Annotated in this window: 17 protein-coding genes; 4 read left to right on the top strand and 13 right to left on the bottom strand. The window is 35.9% G+C overall.

What is annotated here, in order from left to right:
- Positions 1-106: 106 nt before the first annotated feature.
- The 3 genes from LKACC16343_RS09845 to LKACC16343_RS09835 all read right to left on the bottom strand — a co-directional run bounded on the left by LKACC16343_RS09845 (position 107) and on the right by LKACC16343_RS09835 (position 2,381).
- Positions 107-652: a DNA-3-methyladenine glycosylase I gene (locus tag LKACC16343_RS09845; protein ID WP_056953229.1), complete on the bottom strand. Its 546-nt coding sequence runs from the start codon at positions 650-652 to the stop codon at positions 107-109.
- Between the two features lie 47 nt (positions 653-699).
- Positions 700-1,188 carry a universal stress protein gene (locus LKACC16343_RS09840; protein ID WP_056953222.1) on the bottom strand — a complete coding sequence of 163 codons (489 nt, stop codon included), beginning with the start codon at positions 1,186-1,188 and terminating at the stop codon, positions 700-702.
- An 83-nt stretch (positions 1,189-1,271) separates the two neighbouring features.
- Positions 1,272-2,381, bottom strand: coding sequence for a glycerate kinase (locus LKACC16343_RS09835; protein WP_056953216.1), 1,110 nt, complete (start codon positions 2,379-2,381; stop codon positions 1,272-1,274).
- 65 nt (positions 2,382-2,446) lie between these two features.
- On the opposite strand from LKACC16343_RS09835, the gene LKACC16343_RS09830 reads away from it, so the two are divergent.
- Entirely contained in the window at positions 2,447-3,250 is an 804-nt protein-coding gene (locus tag LKACC16343_RS09830; RefSeq protein ID WP_056953214.1) for a tyrosine-protein phosphatase, read from the top strand.
- Between the two features lie 956 nt (positions 3,251-4,206).
- Here the strand turns inward: LKACC16343_RS09830 and LKACC16343_RS09820 are convergent.
- From LKACC16343_RS09820 to LKACC16343_RS09810, 3 genes are read right to left on the bottom strand one after another with little or no spacing between them, the layout of a single operon-like run.
- Positions 4,207-4,962 carry an ABC transporter ATP-binding protein gene (locus tag LKACC16343_RS09820; protein ID WP_082604550.1) on the bottom strand — a complete coding sequence of 252 codons (756 nt, stop codon included), beginning with the start codon at positions 4,960-4,962 and terminating at the stop codon, positions 4,207-4,209.
- Positions 4,910-5,860: an ABC transporter permease gene (locus LKACC16343_RS09815; RefSeq protein ID WP_056953210.1), complete on the bottom strand. Its 951-nt coding sequence runs from the start codon at positions 5,858-5,860 to the stop codon at positions 4,910-4,912. The genes LKACC16343_RS09820 and LKACC16343_RS09815 overlap by 53 nt, the downstream gene beginning before the upstream one ends.
- A gap of 9 nt (positions 5,861-5,869) precedes the next feature.
- Positions 5,870-6,835, bottom strand: coding sequence for an ABC transporter substrate-binding protein (locus LKACC16343_RS09810; protein WP_056953208.1), 966 nt, complete (start codon positions 6,833-6,835; stop codon positions 5,870-5,872).
- A gap of 461 nt (positions 6,836-7,296) precedes the next feature.
- Between LKACC16343_RS09810 and LKACC16343_RS09805 the strand changes: the two genes are divergently transcribed.
- Both LKACC16343_RS09805 and LKACC16343_RS09800 read left to right on the top strand, forming a co-directional pair.
- Complete coding sequence (locus LKACC16343_RS09805) at positions 7,297-8,499, top strand: MFS transporter (RefSeq protein ID WP_056953206.1); 1,203 nt, start codon at positions 7,297-7,299, stop codon at positions 8,497-8,499.
- Positions 8,500-8,546: 47 nt separating this feature from the next.
- A complete protein-coding gene (locus tag LKACC16343_RS09800) occupies positions 8,547-8,936 on the top strand; it encodes a winged helix-turn-helix transcriptional regulator (RefSeq protein ID WP_054643462.1) in 390 nt (129 codons plus the stop codon).
- Between the two features lie 468 nt (positions 8,937-9,404).
- Here LKACC16343_RS09800 and LKACC16343_RS09795 read toward each other — a convergent pair whose 3' ends face one another.
- The 5 genes from LKACC16343_RS09795 to LKACC16343_RS09775 form a co-directional block, all read right to left on the bottom strand.
- On the bottom strand, positions 9,405-11,042 hold the full coding sequence (locus LKACC16343_RS09795) for a BspA family leucine-rich repeat surface protein (RefSeq protein WP_056953204.1): 1,638 nt from the start codon (positions 11,040-11,042) through the stop codon (positions 9,405-9,407).
- Between the two features lie 176 nt (positions 11,043-11,218).
- Positions 11,219-11,404: a hypothetical protein gene (locus tag LKACC16343_RS09790; protein ID WP_025085405.1), complete on the bottom strand. Its 186-nt coding sequence runs from the start codon at positions 11,402-11,404 to the stop codon at positions 11,219-11,221.
- A 442-nt stretch (positions 11,405-11,846) separates the two neighbouring features.
- Positions 11,847-14,198, bottom strand: coding sequence for a phosphoketolase family protein (locus tag LKACC16343_RS09785; RefSeq protein ID WP_056953203.1), 2,352 nt, complete (start codon positions 14,196-14,198; stop codon positions 11,847-11,849).
- Positions 14,199-14,298: 100 nt separating this feature from the next.
- Positions 14,299-15,027 carry a GntR family transcriptional regulator gene (locus LKACC16343_RS09780; RefSeq protein WP_056953202.1) on the bottom strand — a complete coding sequence of 243 codons (729 nt, stop codon included), beginning with the start codon at positions 15,025-15,027 and terminating at the stop codon, positions 14,299-14,301.
- Between the two features lie 250 nt (positions 15,028-15,277).
- Positions 15,278-16,267: a choloylglycine hydrolase family protein gene (locus tag LKACC16343_RS09775; protein ID WP_056953200.1), complete on the bottom strand. Its 990-nt coding sequence runs from the start codon at positions 16,265-16,267 to the stop codon at positions 15,278-15,280.
- A gap of 152 nt (positions 16,268-16,419) precedes the next feature.
- Between LKACC16343_RS09775 and LKACC16343_RS09770 the strand changes: the two genes are divergently transcribed.
- Entirely contained in the window at positions 16,420-17,364 is a 945-nt protein-coding gene (locus LKACC16343_RS09770) for a Dyp-type peroxidase (RefSeq protein ID WP_056953198.1), read from the top strand.
- A 79-nt stretch (positions 17,365-17,443) separates the two neighbouring features.
- Here the strand turns inward: LKACC16343_RS09770 and LKACC16343_RS14335 are convergent, their stop codons facing one another.
- Positions 17,444-17,617: a hypothetical protein gene (locus tag LKACC16343_RS14335; RefSeq protein ID WP_156638761.1), complete on the bottom strand. Its 174-nt coding sequence runs from the start codon at positions 17,615-17,617 to the stop codon at positions 17,444-17,446.
- 63 nt (positions 17,618-17,680) lie between these two features.
- Positions 17,681-17,833, bottom strand: coding sequence for a DUF6095 family protein (locus tag LKACC16343_RS14330; RefSeq protein ID WP_156638760.1), 153 nt, complete (start codon positions 17,831-17,833; stop codon positions 17,681-17,683).
- Positions 17,834-17,932: the final 99 nt, after the last annotated feature.

Here is a 17,932-nt window from a genome sequence, read left to right as displayed (position 1 = left end):
GAACTTCAATTGGCTCCAAGTCGTGTCCATTACGTTCCAGCCAAATCAGATTTTTGCGGAGGACGGCATATAAAGAAAGAACCCCTTAACACCATTATACTAATTTCTACTTGTAATTACAGGAGTCTATATGGTCATTAATGACTCCCACAGCCTGTAAAAACGAATAGATAATCGTTGGCCCCACAAATCGAAAGCCGCGTTTTTTCAAATCTTTACTGATCTGCTGTGACAATTTAGTTTGAGCAGGCATTTCGCTCATATCACTATAATGATTAATTATTGGTTTATTATCAACAAAATTCCAAATATAATCAGAAAATTTTTCATCTTTTTGATGCATTTCTTGAATTACACGAGCATTGCTGATCGAAGAATCGACTTTCAAGCGATTACGAATAATACCTTTATCCTGTAACATTGAATCTCGTTTTTCTTGATCATATGATGCCACTTTGTCTATTTCAAAATTATCATACGCCTGACGATAAGTCTCACGTCGTTTAATAATTGTCGCCCAAGATAATCCTGCTTGAGCACCTTCTAGTGTCAACATTTCAAAAAAGTAGCGTTCATCACGGCTAGGTTTGCCCCACTCATTATCATGGTATGCCTGCATTGCTTCAGAGCTATTAGCCCACTCACATCTCATCTTTTTCTCCAAACTAAAAAAGCTGGCAACCGCCAGCCTAATATAAATTATTTTTTCTTTTTATCAGTAAATCTTTTATTATCGATATCTGTTCTAACGATAATAACATCAGTTCTAGCATTTCTTGTAACATATTCAGAAACTGAACCAACTAATAAACGTGTTACAGCATTCATACCTGTTGAACCAATCATAATCAAGTCATTCTTGTATTCTTCAACGAATTCTTGAGAAATAACTGTCTTTGGTTCACCGAAACGAACGTGGATATCAATGTCTTCTTCTTTGAAGCCATCTTTAACAGCACCATCTTTTAATTCTGTAAGATACTTTTGCGCATCTTCGGAAAGTTGATAGATAACATCACCATTCAACATACCACCATGTAAACCGATGAATTGCTTTGTATCTAAGACTGTTAAAACATCGATGTGTCCACCGTTCATTTGTGCAACTGTTACGGCCTTTTTAAAAGCCATTTCTGCTTCTTTTGATCCATCTACAGGAACCAAAATCTTCTTATAGTCTTGTTCCATAATTCAATCCTCCAATGCGCTTATTGAATACCTTCTAATGTAAGATTAATGCATTCATATATTTTATTCAATAATTTACAAAATTATTTGAAAGCCATCAATGTCCGTGCTAACTGATTTGAAACAGATTCATAGTTCTCAAACATCGTCATTTCATCATCATACTCTGTCATCTGAGTTGAAAATATCCCTGTAAAAAGTTGTTCATAGCTTTGAAAGTCATCAACAAAATTATTACATAAGGCAAATGTCGGAACTTTTTGAGCTCCGGCAATTCGACTCAAGTGATACAACATATCATCATGCATTGCTTCACGTGAAATTTTATCGGTAGCGGTAATTAAAATATTTGCGGAACGAATTGTTTCTTCCATTCCTGTAACCTTTGCTACCCATTCAAATGATGACCTAGAAATTCGTGCATTAATCATTGCAAAAGCCCCAGCCAAAGTCTTAATCGAGTCAGAATGAGGCATTGGGTGTATATCTAAATTATACTTCTGATTCATTTTTTCAGTGATAAAAACTAAATTATCTTCCAAAAAACTTTCTTGTGCTTCATTCAAATATTCAACATTATCCGATAATTTACGACTTGAATAATTCAATAGAACGGTCAACCGAGTTCTTCCACCCAAAAGTTGATAAACATCTTCCATATCAATACGAAAGGCATTGATCAAAGGATTCTCACCTTCAGGAATCAGTTGTCCATTCTCATCATAAATTTTGGCTCCCAAAGCTTGTAAAGCTCCTAGACCACCATCAGCTACAGCCGTTTTTCCTAAACAGAGTACAATATCTTTAATTCCATTCGTGACTGCATCCATGATAAATTCGCCTAATCCATAACTTGTCGCATGAAACAAGTCGTTTCGGCTTTTATTTTTTGCTAAATCAACCCCAACTACTTGCTCTGAATCCATAATAGCGGTAAGTTGACTACCGATCTGGGTAACGAGATAACGTCCCATTCGATTTTCCCAAAAAGCATCAAAATAAGAAACTTCATCCCAATGCCCACCAATAGTATGCTCTATTAATGCTGGCATCCCATCTTTACTGTCAGTGACGGGCATGGTAATTATTTTTGCATCCGGCATAGCACGCGAGATGCCACTATAAATGGCCTGACCAATTTTAGTTGAGCTAATGTTTTTACTATATTTTCCAGGTGCAATAATAAACTTCATAATGGGATGACTCTTCCTTTTTGATATAATGATTATTAGAAAAATATGCAGAGGTAGTTAAAGGTATGGTTGAAAATAATAAGCGCGTTCTAAACCTTGAAAAAGGTGTCAATTTTCGTGAACTAGGTGGCTATGAAACCGTTGAAGGTAAAACAATTAAGTTCCACAAAGTTCTCAGATCAGCTGGTTTAAGTGATCTATCCGACAACGATCTTAATTTTTTAAGCAATTATGGTTTAAAGTATGATGTCGATTTCCGTTCACACGAGGAAGTAAACGATAAACCTGATCGTATTCCTGACGGTGCGGAATATGTCTTTGATCCTGTTTTTGAAGCCGATGAAACCGAAGCTTCTAAAGTTCAAAATGATAGTTTTATTCCCGAAATTGGTGGCGACCCTACTAACGGTTTTCATCATATGAAAGACGTTTATCGTGATATTATCACAGGTGACCAAGCGAAAGGCGCATATCGAACATTTTTTGATAAATTATTAACTAATGACCAAGAAGACGATGTTTTGCTCTTCCATTGCAGTGCCGGTAAAGATAGAACTGGTATGGGAGCTGTCTATCTATTAACTGTTCTTGGCGTTCCTATGGATGAGATCAAGAAAGACTACTTACTAACTAACAAGGCCAATAAAGGATTTGTTGACAATTTGATCTTAGACCTTGAAAACAAAGGTTACACTGACAAAAATGTTTTAAGTTCCGTACGTGATTTGATGACGGTTCATACTGATTATTTAGCAACAGCTGAAGATGAAATCGCCAAAATGTCTGGTAATATAGACAATTATATCAAAGATGAATTACAGGTAACCCCTTCTGAAATAAGAGATTTGAAGAAAATCTACTTGAATTAAGATTCAATCTTCTAATTTTCAGAATATTGTTATCACATTTTCTTCACATTTAGTGTTTAATATGTAGTTTGTAAGTTAAAGGAAAGCAATTGAGCTTAACTTACATCCCCCCTTTTTAAATATAGAAAACTAAAATAGATAAAAATCTCATAATAAAAAATATAATTCACTTTTCCTCCCTGATTTGTGAATTTCCCTTAAAACTAAAAACAACTACTGTTCCCCTGCAGCGGTTGTTTTTTTGTTTGATTGCAATTAAATACTAACTGATATAACTGAAACATGCCGTCGTCCGCAAAAAATCTGTGGGCCACTGGAACGTGGTGGACACGACTTGAAGCTAATAATTCCGCACTTTGTGCGAAATCATGGATCTCCAAGTTCGGTCTTATACTAACCTTGCTACGCAAGCTAAGTATAACTTCACCACTGAGGGGCCACAGATTTTTTACTACCGACTGTATCCTTGTTTCTAATATTATCAAGCAAAATTGCAGTATTTTGATAACCTCAACTCGACACAAGTTCAAATAGAATTTTTGAATCAAAAAACGGCCTCCATTAAGTATTCAAGCCATATATGTTTGAATACTTAATGAAGGCCGTCCTTATTTACTATTTAAACTTTCCAATAATTAGGATTTAATCCCCAGTAATAAAAAAAATTTACGTCATAGTCAAATTTAAGTAAGGACTCTAACTGGTTGCCATTATTTATTTCAAAAAATTAGAAGGAAGATAATAAATAGAGTCGTTTATCAGTCTGGAGTAAAAATTGAAAATGCGGTCAGTTGTGAAATCATTGTTAGCGGCTCTGCCGGTTACAATGAAGCTGATCTTGGAGATCCATTATTTTACACACAAAGTGTAAAATAATTAGCTTCAAGTCATGCCCACAGCGTTCCACCGCATTTTCAATTTTTGCGGAAGATGGCCTATTTATGTCCCCCATCTCTTTACTCAAAAGCTTGTAACAATTCAGCCTTATCCAAATTATCCTTTTGAGCACCGCTGACATCTAGTTTAATTTGTCCATCTTGTACCATGATCAGACGATTACCATACTTCAAAGCATCTGACATTTTATGCGTAATCATCATTGTTGTTAACTTTTGTTCTTTGACGATACTGTCAGTAATTGCCATTACTTCTTGACTAGTCTTCGGATCTAGCGCTGCCGTATGCTCATCTAGTAATAGTAATTTAGGTTTACTTAGAGTTGCCATTAGAAGCGACAAGGCTTGGCGTTGCCCTCCGGATAGATATTTTACTTGTGTATTCAAGAAGTTTTCTAAACCCATGTTGAGTGTTTTCAATAAGGCTAAATACTTCTCTTCTTCAGCTTTTTTCTGATACCACTTTAGACTGATTGTTTTCGTGTGACTTTGGGCCAAAACTAAATTTTGCATCACTGTCAAATCTCCAGCGGTTCCCATCTTGGGGTCCTGGAAAACTCGTGACATCCAACGTGATCGATAAGCTACTGACTTCTTGGAAACATTATGATTCACCAAATCAATTTCTCCCGCATCAGCACTTAAGGTTCCAGCGATGGAATTCATCAAAGTGGACTTTCCGGCACCATTATTTCCAATAACTGAAATGAAGTCGCCTTCGTAAACATTTAAATTAATATTTTCCAAAACGTGACGTTCGTTTCTAGTCCCGGGAAAGAACACTTTTTGCAGATGTTTTACTTGTAATATTTCCATCTTCTTCGGCCTCCATTTGTGCTAAATACTTTTTCAATTGGCGTTTAGTTCTAATTCGATTCTGAATAATTGGTACGCAAATAATAATAATCAGAATTATCGCTGATAAAATTTTCAAATCATCGGCTGGGAATCCTAGGCTCATCGCAACTGTCAAAAGAAAACGATAAACAATGGCACCTAAGACCATCGCTGACAATCTAACCAAAATATTGTTACCTCGTAGGAAAATTTCTCCGACTAGTACTGAGGCTAACCCAATAACGATGGTTCCAATCCCCATACCGATATCAGCGTAACCGTTGTTTTGTGCAATCAAGGCACCTGATAAGGCAATCAATCCGTTAGAAATCATGTAACCAAAAATAATCATCCCATCAGTATTAATACCATTGGCAGCGGACATATTTTTATTATCACCAGTTGCCATCAGTGACAAACCTAAACGAGTTTTGAAGAGCCAGTAAAGTACTGCCATCACAATAATAACTACGATGATTCCTAACATGATAGTTTGCATATCAACTGTCAAACTAGCTGGCATATAGCCTGTTAAAACTTTTTGAGTCAAAAGTGGCACATTGGATTTTCCCATGATGTGCATATTGATAGAATACAATCCGGTCATCGTCAAAATTCCGGCTAATAGTGAGGGAATCTTCAATTTAGTATCGAGAATTCCGGTAATCAACCCGGCCACACACCCTGCCAAGAAACCAACAATTGTTGCAGTAATAGCCGATTGACCTTTGATCATCAAGCTAACAGTAATAGCTGCTCCAAAGGGAAAACTTCCTTCAGTTGTCAAATCCGGTATGTCTAAAATTCTAAATGTAATGAAGACACCAATTGCTAGAGGCGCCCACAATAAACCTTGTCCTAAACTAGATATAATCATTTTTATCACCTATGGTTTCGTAATTTTACTTGGATCGATGCCGATAGCCTTAGCATTAGCCTTGTTAACGTAAAGTCTCAAAGTATGTGAAGTTTCAACAGGCATATCTTGAGGCTTCTTTTTATCGATCAAAATCTTGTAAGCCATCTTGGCAGTTTGTTTACCTAAATCATGGTAATTGATTCCGTATGTAGCAACACCACCATCTTCAGCCATTTCAATTGAACCTGTAACAACTGGCAATTTAGCCTCACGTGCTTTTTTACCGATTGTCTTCATAGAACTAGCCATTAAGTTGTCAGTTGGTAAGTAAATTCCAGAAACTTTATCAGCCATTCCAGATAATGCACTGGCAACATCATTAGTACTTGTGACACTAACCACATTCAATTTAAGATGATGATTCTTAGCATATTCCTTAACCATTTTGACCTGCAAAACTGAGTTCTCTTCAGATGAGTTGTACATAACACCAATTGGTTTAGAACTCTTAGTCAAAGTTGTTAACAGTTTGACTTGTTTATCCACGGGACCCAAATCTTTGGTACCAGTAACATTCGTTGCTGGCTTACGATCATCTTTTACCAATCCAGCACTCTTCAAATTAGTTACCGCTGTAACAACGATTGGAGTTGATTTAGTTTTCTTAGCAAGTGCTTGTGCTGAAGGAGTTGCGATTCCTAAAATCAAATCGTTCTTCTTTTGTGTTAATTGTTGAGCCATTGAATTTAAATTGGCCTGATCCCCTTGGGCATTTTGATAATTGTAATTAACTTTCATTGATTTATCGTGTTGTTTAATTTCTTTACTTAATTCTTCTTTGAACCCTTTACGTGCCTCGTCCAATGAACCATGAGGTACTATTTGCAAAATTCCCACATTGATTGTTTTCTTGTCTGCAGCTGAATTATTAGCACATCCTGCTAGAATAACTGCTGCCATAATTGTCATTAATCCGATTAAATATTTTTTCATGAAAAACCCTCCTGAGAATATAAAAAAACCAGCTAGATTCGTATTGAATCTAACTGGTTTGCCCGGGCGCAATTTATCTCCAGATAGATTCAACCCGTATCTATCTGGCTTCAAAGACATGTTTAATAGCTTTAGCCAATCAATAGATACGAACACGTACGCGTTCGCATCCAGAGACTGAATACAAACGCTATCTAAAGAAAAAGCTAAAGGCAAATTGATTATTCAAATGTGACAACTGTTTACTAATTTTCATAATAAAGTTCTCCTCGTTTGCAATTTACAGTCTCTAGTTAAACATTCAAAAATTAATATGTCAATAAGTTTATTAAAAAAATCTAATTTAGCCTTTACAGGTACTTTTTAGTACCTACTGTACTTTAAAGTACGTAATTGTTTATTTCTCCCAACCACATATAATGATTCACATACTCATTATTCGCTGTAGGAGGAAAATAATTATGAATAAAAAAGTTTCATCAACTTGGATACTTTTATCATTGGCTATCAGTGCCTTTGCTATCGGATCTACTGAATTTATCAGTGTAGGAATCATGCCACTATTAACTAAAACATTTGGTATCTCACTTGCACAAGGAGGCCTAACCGTTTCTATCTATGCTACCGGAATCATGTTTGGCGCTCCCATTTTAGCTTTGATCACTAATCGTTGGGACCGTAAAAAATTATTGATTGGTATCATGATTAGTTTCATCATCGGAAATACTTTAGCTGCCCTAGCACCCAGTTTTGCCATTCTTTTAGCTGGCCGTGTTATTGCCGCTCTTTCCCACGGAATTTTCATGACAATCGCATCATTGATTGCCGCTGACGTGGTAGCACCTAACAAACGTGCTTCAGCTATTGCTGTTATGTTTACCGGCCTAACAGTTGCCACAATTACAGGTGTTCCACTAGGAACTTTTATTGGTCAAACTTTTAACTGGCGAATGTCCTTTTTCTTCTTAGTAGCCTTAGGACTAGTCGGTTTGATCACAAATATCATCTTAGTACCAAATGAACTACCATTACCAAAACCAACTAGTATCAAAGGTATTTGGAAGATTCTCAAACAACCTCAATTACTCTTGATTTTGCTTATCACAGCCCTAGGCTATGGAGCAACTTTCCCCGTTTACACTTATCTAACAACTATCCTGAATAAAAATATGGGCTGGTCAGAAAGTGCCATTGTCATCATCTTGATTTTTTACGGAGTCGCTGTTGCTATTGGTAATACTCTTGGTGGAAAATGGGCTAACAAAAGACCTCTAAGCGCTCTTTTGAAAATGTTCCTTGGTTTAGGAATTGCCTTACTGATCACTCGTTTGGTTATCAATTTTCACTTCTTAGGCTTACTAGCCATTCTTTTATTAGGTCTATTTGCCTTTATGAACGTTCCTGGCTTGCAGTTATACATTGTTCAATTAGCTGAAAAATACACGCCTAACGAAGTCCCATTGGCTTCTGCGTTAAATATTTCAGCCTTCAACGTAGGAATCACTTTAGGTTCAACTATTGGAGGACAAGCAGTCGCTCATAATCAACTTATTAATACACCTTGGTTAGGAATTGCAATGCTAGTAGTTGGAATTATTCTGATTGCTGTTCTTATGAAAATGGAAAACAGTCCTGAAGTCGAACCAGAAGTAGAAAATTGCTAAGACTAAATAGTGATGTTAATATACAAATACTAAGGAGGATGGTTTTTATGAAACAAGCAATTTATAACATTGGCGTTGAAGATACAATGAGAATTATTGGTGGCAAATGGAAACCAATAATTCTTTGCCATCTCAAACATGGCATCATGCGAACTGGAGAATTGCGTCGAGCCATCCCAAATATCACTCAAAAAATGTTAACTCAGCAATTAAGAGAATTGGAAGACGACGGTATTATCAATCGTAAAGTTTACAGTCAGATTCCACCAAAGGTCGAGTATTCTTTAACTGATTACGGCGAATCACTCAACAAGATTCTCGAAGATCTTTGTGTTTGGGGCGAAAAAGATATCGAACGTCGCAAGCAAAAAGGTGAAAATATCATCTTACTGAACAAAGAGGACGTATCCGCAGATCCACTTCCCTATGCAGATTAAGGTTAAATATGCCGGCCTCCACAACAAGAAAACTTGGCTGGAACGCCATGGATCTTCAAGTTTGACCTTTATCTAAGCAATAAATTGCTAAGATAAATTTCATGGCTGAGCCAATTTTCTTGTTGCTCCGACCTAAATATTTATTCTATCCAAATTTAATATTCTAAATTTTTAATCCAAAATAATAGCACCTATTCTGAATTTCAATCCCTACTAAAAAGTAAAGATTGCTGTTCTAGAATAGATGCTATTATTTGTTTTTTGAGCTGATTGAGATAAAGAATAAAACACGTTCACTAGTCGGTAGCAAAATTTCCTGTAGACCCTCAGTGGTAAAATTTGCCTTAACGATTTATCGTTTAGGCAAAGACCGGACTTGGAGACAATTGTGATTTTCAATTGGCTTCAAGCCGTGTCTACCACATTCCAGTGGTCTACAGGAGATTTTGCGGACGACGGCAGTTAAACTCATTTTACAATCGTAACGTCTGTTGTAGGGACGAACTCATTTGTTGCTACTCGATAGTAAGTTTTTCCATCTAAATATGCTAAACGATCTACCTGCCAACTTGTTTGAGCTGAAAGATTTCTTTGAGGTACGGTCTGTCCTTGTGCATCAACTAGTTCATCATTTTGATTGCCTGTTTGCACGATAAATGTTTGAGGCTGATAAACATAAACATCATCATCCTTAACCCATTTGTCAGTTGCCACACGATAATAAGTGGAACCATCTTTCATACGTCTGTCACTCAACCAGTTTGTTTGTGAGGTCAATTTATCTGTTGTTTTCTGAGCATTATCATTATAAATTTCAACCTTTTTATTAGGTAGTGTCGTTACTAGATGGCTCACGGAGCTTACCTGCCCTCTTGAGATACTTTTCTTATAAATTACCCGTTCTGGTAAGGAAACGATGTAACGGCCCTTAGTAGCCTGCAATTTAGCTACATTAACTGTGAATGTAATTAAACTTTTATTAACTTTATAGCCACTTTTTTGCGGAATTTTAATTGTTAGAGTCGCAGTTCCGTTTTTGAGTGTTCCCTTAACATTCTTATTGACCAAATGTTGATTGAGATTATTAGGAATATTAACGTCAAACACTGCTAAGTTTTTAGCACTACTTGCAATTCCTACGTATCTTGCCTTAATTAATTGCTCACTCTTAACAACACGTTTATTACCATTCTTATCAGTAATCAACCATGTTTGTAAATTATCATTACCATTCTGATCTTGACCCAGATATGAATGTTTAAGTGAAAAATTAGGTGACAGAACCATTCGTTTTAAATTAGTTCCTGACAAAAGTCCAGTTGCTTTGACTTGTTTATTATCCCAATGACTAAAATCTAATTCTTTTAAATTCCTGGCGCCACTGAACATATGATTCATTTTTTCAACATTAATGATATTCCAATTAGAAATATTCAACGTCTTTAATTGATCAACTCGCATAAACATATCCGACATATTTTTCACATTAACAACATTCCAGTTGGAAACATTCAAAGACTCCAGTTCAGGATTAGAACTGAACATATTCTTCATATTCAAAACATTACTAGTATCCCAGTTAGTGACGTCGATCATAGCTAATCCGGTGTTATTGAACATGTAACTCATATCCATAACTCCAGAAACATCCCAAGTCGAAACATCAACTGATTTCAGACTACTTAAGCCATCAAACATATGACTCATATCTTTTACATTGCTAGTATTTAATCTATCGGCATTTTTGATTTCAATCAATCCAGAAGTTCCATCCAGATTATTTCCCAAACCTGTGAAAAGCCAAGATGAATCCTGTGGCAAATAAACATTTCCATCAAAAACGATTCTCTTTATATCCTGCTTTTCGTCAGCAAATTTAACTTTAGAATATTTAGTTTCATCAACTGCTAAACTTTTTCCCAAAGAACCACTAGCAAGGGTTCCTGACTTGATGTGTAAAACATCATCATTTGAGATGTACCACTGACTCGTTCCATCGACACCAGCATATTTAATGCTACTAAGTGTCACATTTGTATCGTCTAAATTAATCGGATCTGTCTGCGCTTGAACTTCAGTAGCATTGGCAAAAAATCCCAGAGCCATAAACAACCCCAGTGAACTAATCAAAATACTTAATTTGTGTCCCCTATTCAAATCATTTCAGCCCCTTCTTTTAATTAAAATTATTATAGCACCATATATTTTTGATAATAGTGAGTTTTTTCAAGACAAAAAAAGGAAGCCCATTTGGACTTCCTTAATTTACTAGTACTATTTGATTAAATAGTATATTTGAATGTGTGATGTTTTGAAATTCTATCTTCTGAGTATACTGCTAAAGCAATTAGTGCTAAACCAGCAACTGGAATGGAGTATCGGCTTTGTAAAACGAATAAAATCATTAATAACATGGCCACTACCGCCATTAGTGCAACTTTCATGAATTTTACGTTTCTTGTTGTCATAATATCCACCCCTTAAGTGTTCTTTCTCTTTTTTCCATAGATGATAATATCATGGTAAAAAGTGATTTACAACCCATCAGATCAGTACTTACAGCCGTTTTCAGAGTTCTATTTTTCTTTCTAATAAACCGTATTATTATCTTAGAAAAAATTAAGGTTAGAACTCTACTGCGACTAGGATTTCAGAAAACATTCAAAGTTTTCTAAGATATTTTCTTTTGAATATTAAAATTAAACTTATTCAATTATTTTTAAATTTATTTAGTCTATAAGTGCTGGTGTGACGGTCTTTACAAACAGTTGTTAACAATCCGTGAACACTTAATTATTATTGTTAACTTATATTCTTTTTAATTTCATTCATAATTTTTCAAAAAAAGGACTAGGCAATCAAAATATGATTACCTAGTCCCAATTTCTTAATGTTCAACGATTAAATATTTTATTCCCAAGTCCAGTTTCTTACTTCTGGCAAATCATCACCGTATTCACGGATGTACTTGTTGTGTTTATCAACAATAGCTTCCATTTCGTCAGCAAAGTCGCTAGCACCGTCGCCTTGTACAGCAACAGCAGCTTCTTCAGCCAAGTGGAATCTATCCATCTCATTAACAACACGCATGTCGAATGGTGTTGTGATATCACCATTTTCACGGTAGCCATGAACGTATAGGTTGTGATTTGCACGGTCAAAGAAGATATCTTTAATGATGTCTTCGAAACCATGGAAGGCAAACAAGACTGGCTTGTCAACTGTGAAGATTGAGTTGAATTGTTCATCAGTTAAACCACGAGGGTCTACTCTTGGTGATCTCAACTTCAATAGATCAACAACGTTGACGTATCTAATCTTAATTTCTGGTTTTTCTTTTCTTAGAATACTGATAGCAGCCAATGATTCAAGGTTAGGTTCTGTACCAGCAGAAGCGATAACGATATCAGGATCACCGTTGTCATTTGATGCCCAGTCAATAACCTTAAGTCCCTTATCAGCCAACTCTTCACCTTCCTCAATTGAGTAGAATTGAGGTCTTGGTTGTTTTGAAGTTACCAATAAGTTGATCTTTTCTTGGTCATCCAAAATCTTAGGCATAACAGCAAGCAATGAGTTTGTGTCAGCTGGGAAGTATTCACGGATGTATTCTGGTTTCTTTTCAGCCAAGTGAGTAATGATACCAGGGTCTTGGTGAGTGTAACCATTATGATCTTGTTGGAAAGCAGTTGATGTAGCAATAACGTTTAGTGAAGGATACTTGTTTCTCCAGCTCAATTCGTTAGCTTTTCTTAACCACTTGAAGTGTTGTGTCAACATTGAATCAACAACTCTTAAGAAGGCTTCGTAACTTGCGAACATACCATGACGACCTGTCAAAGTATAACCTTCGTTAAATCCTTCAGCTTGATGTTCTGAAAGTTGTGAATCAATAATACGACCAGCTGGTGCTTCGTATTGATCATTAGGTTCATGAACAGGTTCCATCCATTGACGAGGACTTGCTTCAAATGCACCATACAAACGGTTAGACATTGTTTCATCAGGCCCAAATAGTCTGAAGTTGTCAGGATTATCCTTGATAACACCGTTCAAATATTTACCTAATTCGATCATATCTTGAGCATTTGTTGCACCACGCTTGTCAAAGTTCAAAGCGTAATTCTTGTAGTCTGGTAATTTAAGAGGTTTTGGATCAACCCCACCATTAACGATTGGGTTCATAGCCATTCTGCTTTGACCCTTAGGTGTAATAGCAGCGATTTCTGACTTCAAAGTACCATTTTCATCAAATAATTCATCTGGTTTGTATGATTCCAACCATTCAACCAATTTGTCTGCATGTTGCATATCATTTTGGTCAACAGGAATTGGAATTTGGTGAGCTCTGAATGAACCTTCAATAGGTTCGCCATCCCATGTCTTTGGACCAGTCCAGCCCTTAGGTGCACGGAAGATGATAACAGGCCACTTAGGCATCTTAGCTTCTGAAGCTGGATGTTTTCTAGCTTCTTCTTGGATACTCTTGATCTTTTCGATAGCAGCATCAACAGTCTTAGCCATTTCTGGATGCATCTTTTGAGGATCTGTTCCTTCAACGAACATTGGATCCCAACTCATACCTTCGAAGTACTTAGTTAGATCTTCATCACTCTTACGTGACAAGATTGTTGGGTTAGAAATCTTGAAACCATTTAGATTCAAGATTGGTAAAACAGCACCATCATCAACAGGGTTAATGAAGACATTTGAGAACCATGAAGCAGCCAATGGGCCAGTTTCAGATTCACCATCACCAATAACTACTGCAGCGATTTCGTCAGGATTATCAAGAATTGCACCAACACCGTGTGATAGAGAATAACCTAATTCTCCACCTTCATGCATTGATCCTGGTGTCTCAGGGGCAGCATGAGATGCAACACCACCTGGGAATGAGAATTGCTTGAAGAGTTTTTGCATACCCTTAGTATCTTCTGTAATTTCAGGATAAGTTTCAGTATAGCTTCCATCCAAGTATGAGTTGGAAACCATAACTTGCCCACCATGACCAGGGCCTTCGATATAGAACATCTTTAGTCCGTACTTGTTAATAGCACGGTTCAAATGAGCATAAATAAAGTTTTGACCAGCAATAGTTCCCCAATGTCCGATTGGATGAACCTTAACATCACTAGCTTTTAATTCACGTCTTAATAAAGGATTATCTTTTAAATATAATTGTCCAACAGAAACATAGTTGGCTGCACGCCAATATTTATCAACTAAACTTAAATATTCTTTTGATGAGTAATCAGTCATTACCAGCACACTCCTTAAGTTTTTACAATGTAATCATAACTAGTTTTTAAGTAAAAGTCAACCACTTTTATAATTGGTTCGACCCAATTATTGTAAATGCTTACTTATTACCTAGATCAACAAACGAATCATACTTAAAGTACTTGTAATGAAGCTTCATTGTTGAGAATTCAAATGGAGTTCCATCATCTAGGAAGAAAATACCTTCCATGAGACCTACTGGTTCATTAGCTGACAAATTCAACAATTCCTTGCCCTCTTCATCAGATGGTTGCGCTGAAATTGTTAAGTAAGTTTTATTAACTTCTTTTCCTAACTCAGACTCTACATAATTAAAGATAGATTCGGAAGCAATTTGCTCAGACAATTCCGGAGCCAACTTAATAGGAATATAACCTGTTTCGATCATGAATGGAACATCGTCCAAAAAGCGTAAACGTTCGAATGAATAAACAAATTCACTTGGCTTTAAAAACAAATTGTCTTGCAAGTCCTTATCAGGATGAACAACATCGAATTTTAGTACCTTTACCCCTGGCTTTTGTCCGTTTGCATTGAAACTATCAGTGATACCCAAATTCTTACCACTATAGCTGAACGACGAACCTTGTTTCAAATATAAGGGATTAACAAAAGTACCCGAGCCACGCTTTTTAAAAATAATTCCTTGATCAGCCATTAATCCTAAAGCACGTTTGATAGAACTTCGACTGACGCTATAACTTTCAGCAAGAGAACGTTCATCGGGCAAGCGCATATCTGAATATTCACCGTCATCAATTGCCTTTTTTAAAGATGTAATAATTTTTTGATAAACTAAATCTGCCATAATTTTCCTCGTTTCATAAATTGGAACGACCCAATTTCATACATGGTAACTATCTTTCGAATCCAGTATACCTTATAATCAGTCTTATTTACATACCAGAAAAATATTGGTCTCTTGTTTTTTTACTTACTTTCCGATATTGCTGGAATATGATCGTTAATTTTAATAAAAAATGTCCACATCAACCAATATAATATCGATTGATATGAACATTTTTTAGTTGAGAATATACTCTCAAATTTTTGACCTATTAATTTAATGCTTCGAATTCTTGATCTAAGTTAACTGGGAATTCTTTTGGTTCTTTTTGATTTTTAATCAAATCATCAGTCATCTTAACTGAATAAACTTTACGATTACCATAAGGCACAAAGTACATGGCACGGTTAGTCATATCAAGTACAGTTTGATATTGAGTATAACTTGATTCACCATTAGCCTTGATATTAACGCCACGAGGAATTGTTACACTATCGAGCATATGCAAAATAGTATTAACAGCTTGATGACTGTCCTTAGGTGTTTCAGTATTTTGACGCATGAAAGCTGTTCTAACAAATCTATCAACGGCAGTGTAACCACCAGGCAATCTGAAGGTACCATTTTGACCTAATGGAATAACTTCTTGGTCACCAAATGTTTTTGCAGAAAAGTTAGTTGTTTGAGCGCCTAAATAATTAGCCAAGTTAGTCTTATGCCAATTGTAGTCCGGTGTATTAGTCATAACTCCAACTTTATCTTCTTGAAGAGTTAGACCATTTCCTTCTGGTTCAAGGATGTAAGTGGCGCCAGTAGCGTCACTAAAAATCCAGTGTAGTGGTTGATTCTGTTTCATAACACCACGATCTGATTCGATTAAATGAACTTGTTTGAGATTCTCTTTCAAATCTTCAATTGATTTATTATTACCCAAAGCCCAGAGGATAAATTCTTCGGCAACCAGATTCATTTCACCTTCAACGGGGTCTTTGTCATATTTAGCAGCATTGGCAAAATACAATTCAGCGGCTGACAAACCGTATTCATTGAAACCATCAGCCACCATGTAATTAGCACCATACTTAGCACCCGTTCCCATGACAGCGTATTTGCTGTTATATTCTTTCTTATCATATGAAGAAACCCATTGATAATTTTCTGGTAAAAATGTTGGACGACCATTCAATTCAAAAGCAAAATCCATTGTTCTGGCTAAAAATTTTGAACCATCCAAAGCTTCGAGACTAAGACTAGTACACATATATTATTCTTCCCTTCAACGACCTTATTAAAATTATTATTATCTTAATTTTTAACATTATCAAGAATTTTATTTTACGAATTTTAATAATAACTACTTTTTGAATAGTATGATAAGCTGACTGTATAAACAGATTTTCTGGAGGTAGATTCATGACTGTAGATATTAAAAAAGCCCAAGACGTGTACAAAGACGCTGGGGAAAGTGTTATTTTTACAACATTGATGTTGAAGCATGACGATTTAGAGGCTGACCGCGACGCCATTGCTGAATTTTCCGATATGTCTAATTCAATTATCAACAGTATGCGGATTCGTGACCCCGAAGCTCAGGCACATATTGCTTGGGGATTTGGATCAGATGCATGGGATTATCTTTTCCCAAATGCTCCAAAGCCAAAAGAACTAGAAAACTTTAAAGAAATCAAGGGACCTAAATATACGGCCGTCTCGACGCCTGGTGATTTATTCATTCATATTCGTTCCAAAAAAATGGCTGTTTGTTATGAATTAATGGATCAATTCATGGAAATTTTACGTCCTATTACAACTGTTGAAGACGAAACTCACGGTTTCAGATATATGGAAGGACGTTCTATTGTCGGTTTTATCGATGGAACCGAAAACCCTGCTGGCATCGAATCAATGGATTACACTCTAATTGACGAAGAACAAGATCCCGAATTTACCAACGGTTCCTATGCTTTTGCTCAAAAGTATATCCACAATATGGATGCTTGGAAAAAGTTAAAGACTGAAGATCAAGAAAAAGCTATTGGTCGTCACAAATTCTCTGATCGTGAATTAACTGATGAAGAGAAGTTACCTAATGCTCACAATGTCGTTTCTAAAGATGAAGAAGGTGGTGTTGAACACAAGATTGTCAGAATGAATGTGCCATTCTCAGATCCAGCTAAAGACGTAACTGGTACCTACTTCATTGGTTACTCTAAAGATTTTGCAATTACTAATCGTATGTTAACTAATATGTTTACTAAGAGTGACCGTTTGTTAGACTTCAGTACTCCAATTACCGGTAATTTATTCTTTATTCCTTCTAAGACTACCTTAGAAAAAATTGCTGACGGCGACTACTAGTGTTCCCTGTGAAACATTTATGAAACAAAAAAGGAATCATTTCCATTCATTTGGAGATGATTCCTTTTTTGACCTCATTTTAGTTTGTATACTTCCACAAACGTCTAACAAATAGCAATGATAGTAAAAACATCAACGATCCAGAAAATACTAAGGAAGCTCTGCCCAAAATAAATGCGGGATCGACGGTCATTTCAATCATGCTTAGAATGATTGAAACTAAAACCAGAAGAGCTGTCTTTTTTAGAATCATGGAAATTACCTCCCCTATTTGATACGACTAGATTATATCAGTCTCATGTCCACTTGGCATTATTTATTTTGGGAAGATAAAATAAATACCTGCGAAAAACAAAACTAAGCCCGCAGCAAGGAGTGCATAATAAACTACTTCTTTTTTTGCCTTGAAAGAAACCGCCATGACAGCAATCCCCACAATGAATAGTAAGATTGATAAAATTATTTGCATATATTAACACTCCTTATAATTGATATTTAGTATACTTAGGTTATGATATATTATGCTTTTCATCTAAATAATTTTTATATTATTTAACTTTTCAAAAAT

The sequence above is a fragment of the Companilactobacillus bobalius genome (genome assembly GCF_002179915.1).
Classification (GTDB): domain Bacteria; phylum Bacillota; class Bacilli; order Lactobacillales; family Lactobacillaceae; genus Companilactobacillus; species Companilactobacillus bobalius.
The sequence above is the reverse complement of the archived record's forward strand: the minus strand, read 5'-3'. Positions and strand labels throughout refer to the sequence as shown.

What these genes read in the sequence shown, in the direction of transcription:
- LKACC16343_RS09790 (WP_025085405.1), bottom strand. Translation starts at nt 11,404, where the DNA reads ATGACAACAAGAAACGTAAAATTCATGAAAGTTGCACTAATGGCGGTA.
- LKACC16343_RS09800 (WP_054643462.1), top strand. Translation starts at nt 8,547, where the DNA reads ATGAAACAAGCAATTTATAACATTGGCGTTGAAGATACAATGAGAATT.
- LKACC16343_RS09840 (WP_056953222.1), bottom strand. Translation starts at nt 1,188, where the DNA reads ATGGAACAAGACTATAAGAAGATTTTGGTTCCTGTAGATGGATCAAAA.
- LKACC16343_RS09820 (WP_082604550.1), bottom strand. Translation starts at nt 4,962, where the DNA reads ATGGAAATATTACAAGTAAAACATCTGCAAAAAGTGTTCTTTCCCGGG.
- LKACC16343_RS14330 (WP_156638760.1), bottom strand. Translation starts at nt 17,833, where the DNA reads ATGCAAATAATTTTATCAATCTTACTATTCATTGTGGGGATTGCTGTC.
- LKACC16343_RS09795 (WP_056953204.1), bottom strand. Translation starts at nt 11,042, where the DNA reads ATGGCTCTGGGATTTTTTGCCAATGCTACTGAAGTTCAAGCGCAGACA.
- LKACC16343_RS09810 (WP_056953208.1), bottom strand. Translation starts at nt 6,835, where the DNA reads ATGAAAAAATATTTAATCGGATTAATGACAATTATGGCAGCAGTTATT.
- LKACC16343_RS09785 (WP_056953203.1), bottom strand. Translation starts at nt 14,198, where the DNA reads ATGACTGATTACTCATCAAAAGAATATTTAAGTTTAGTTGATAAATAT.
- LKACC16343_RS14335 (WP_156638761.1), bottom strand. Translation starts at nt 17,617, where the DNA reads ATGATTCTAAAAAAGACAGCTCTTCTGGTTTTAGTTTCAATCATTCTA.
- LKACC16343_RS09830 (WP_056953214.1), top strand. Translation starts at nt 2,447, where the DNA reads ATGGTTGAAAATAATAAGCGCGTTCTAAACCTTGAAAAAGGTGTCAAT.
- LKACC16343_RS09780 (WP_056953202.1), bottom strand. Translation starts at nt 15,027, where the DNA reads ATGGCAGATTTAGTTTATCAAAAAATTATTACATCTTTAAAAAAGGCA.
- LKACC16343_RS09770 (WP_056953198.1), top strand. Translation starts at nt 16,420, where the DNA reads ATGACTGTAGATATTAAAAAAGCCCAAGACGTGTACAAAGACGCTGGG.
- LKACC16343_RS09805 (WP_056953206.1), top strand. Translation starts at nt 7,297, where the DNA reads ATGAATAAAAAAGTTTCATCAACTTGGATACTTTTATCATTGGCTATC.
- LKACC16343_RS09775 (WP_056953200.1), bottom strand. Translation starts at nt 16,267, where the DNA reads ATGTGTACTAGTCTTAGTCTCGAAGCTTTGGATGGTTCAAAATTTTTA.
- LKACC16343_RS09815 (WP_056953210.1), bottom strand. Translation starts at nt 5,860, where the DNA reads ATGATTATATCTAGTTTAGGACAAGGTTTATTGTGGGCGCCTCTAGCA.
- LKACC16343_RS09835 (WP_056953216.1), bottom strand. Translation starts at nt 2,381, where the DNA reads ATGAAGTTTATTATTGCACCTGGAAAATATAGTAAAAACATTAGCTCA.
- LKACC16343_RS09845 (WP_056953229.1), bottom strand. Translation starts at nt 652, where the DNA reads ATGAGATGTGAGTGGGCTAATAGCTCTGAAGCAATGCAGGCATACCAT.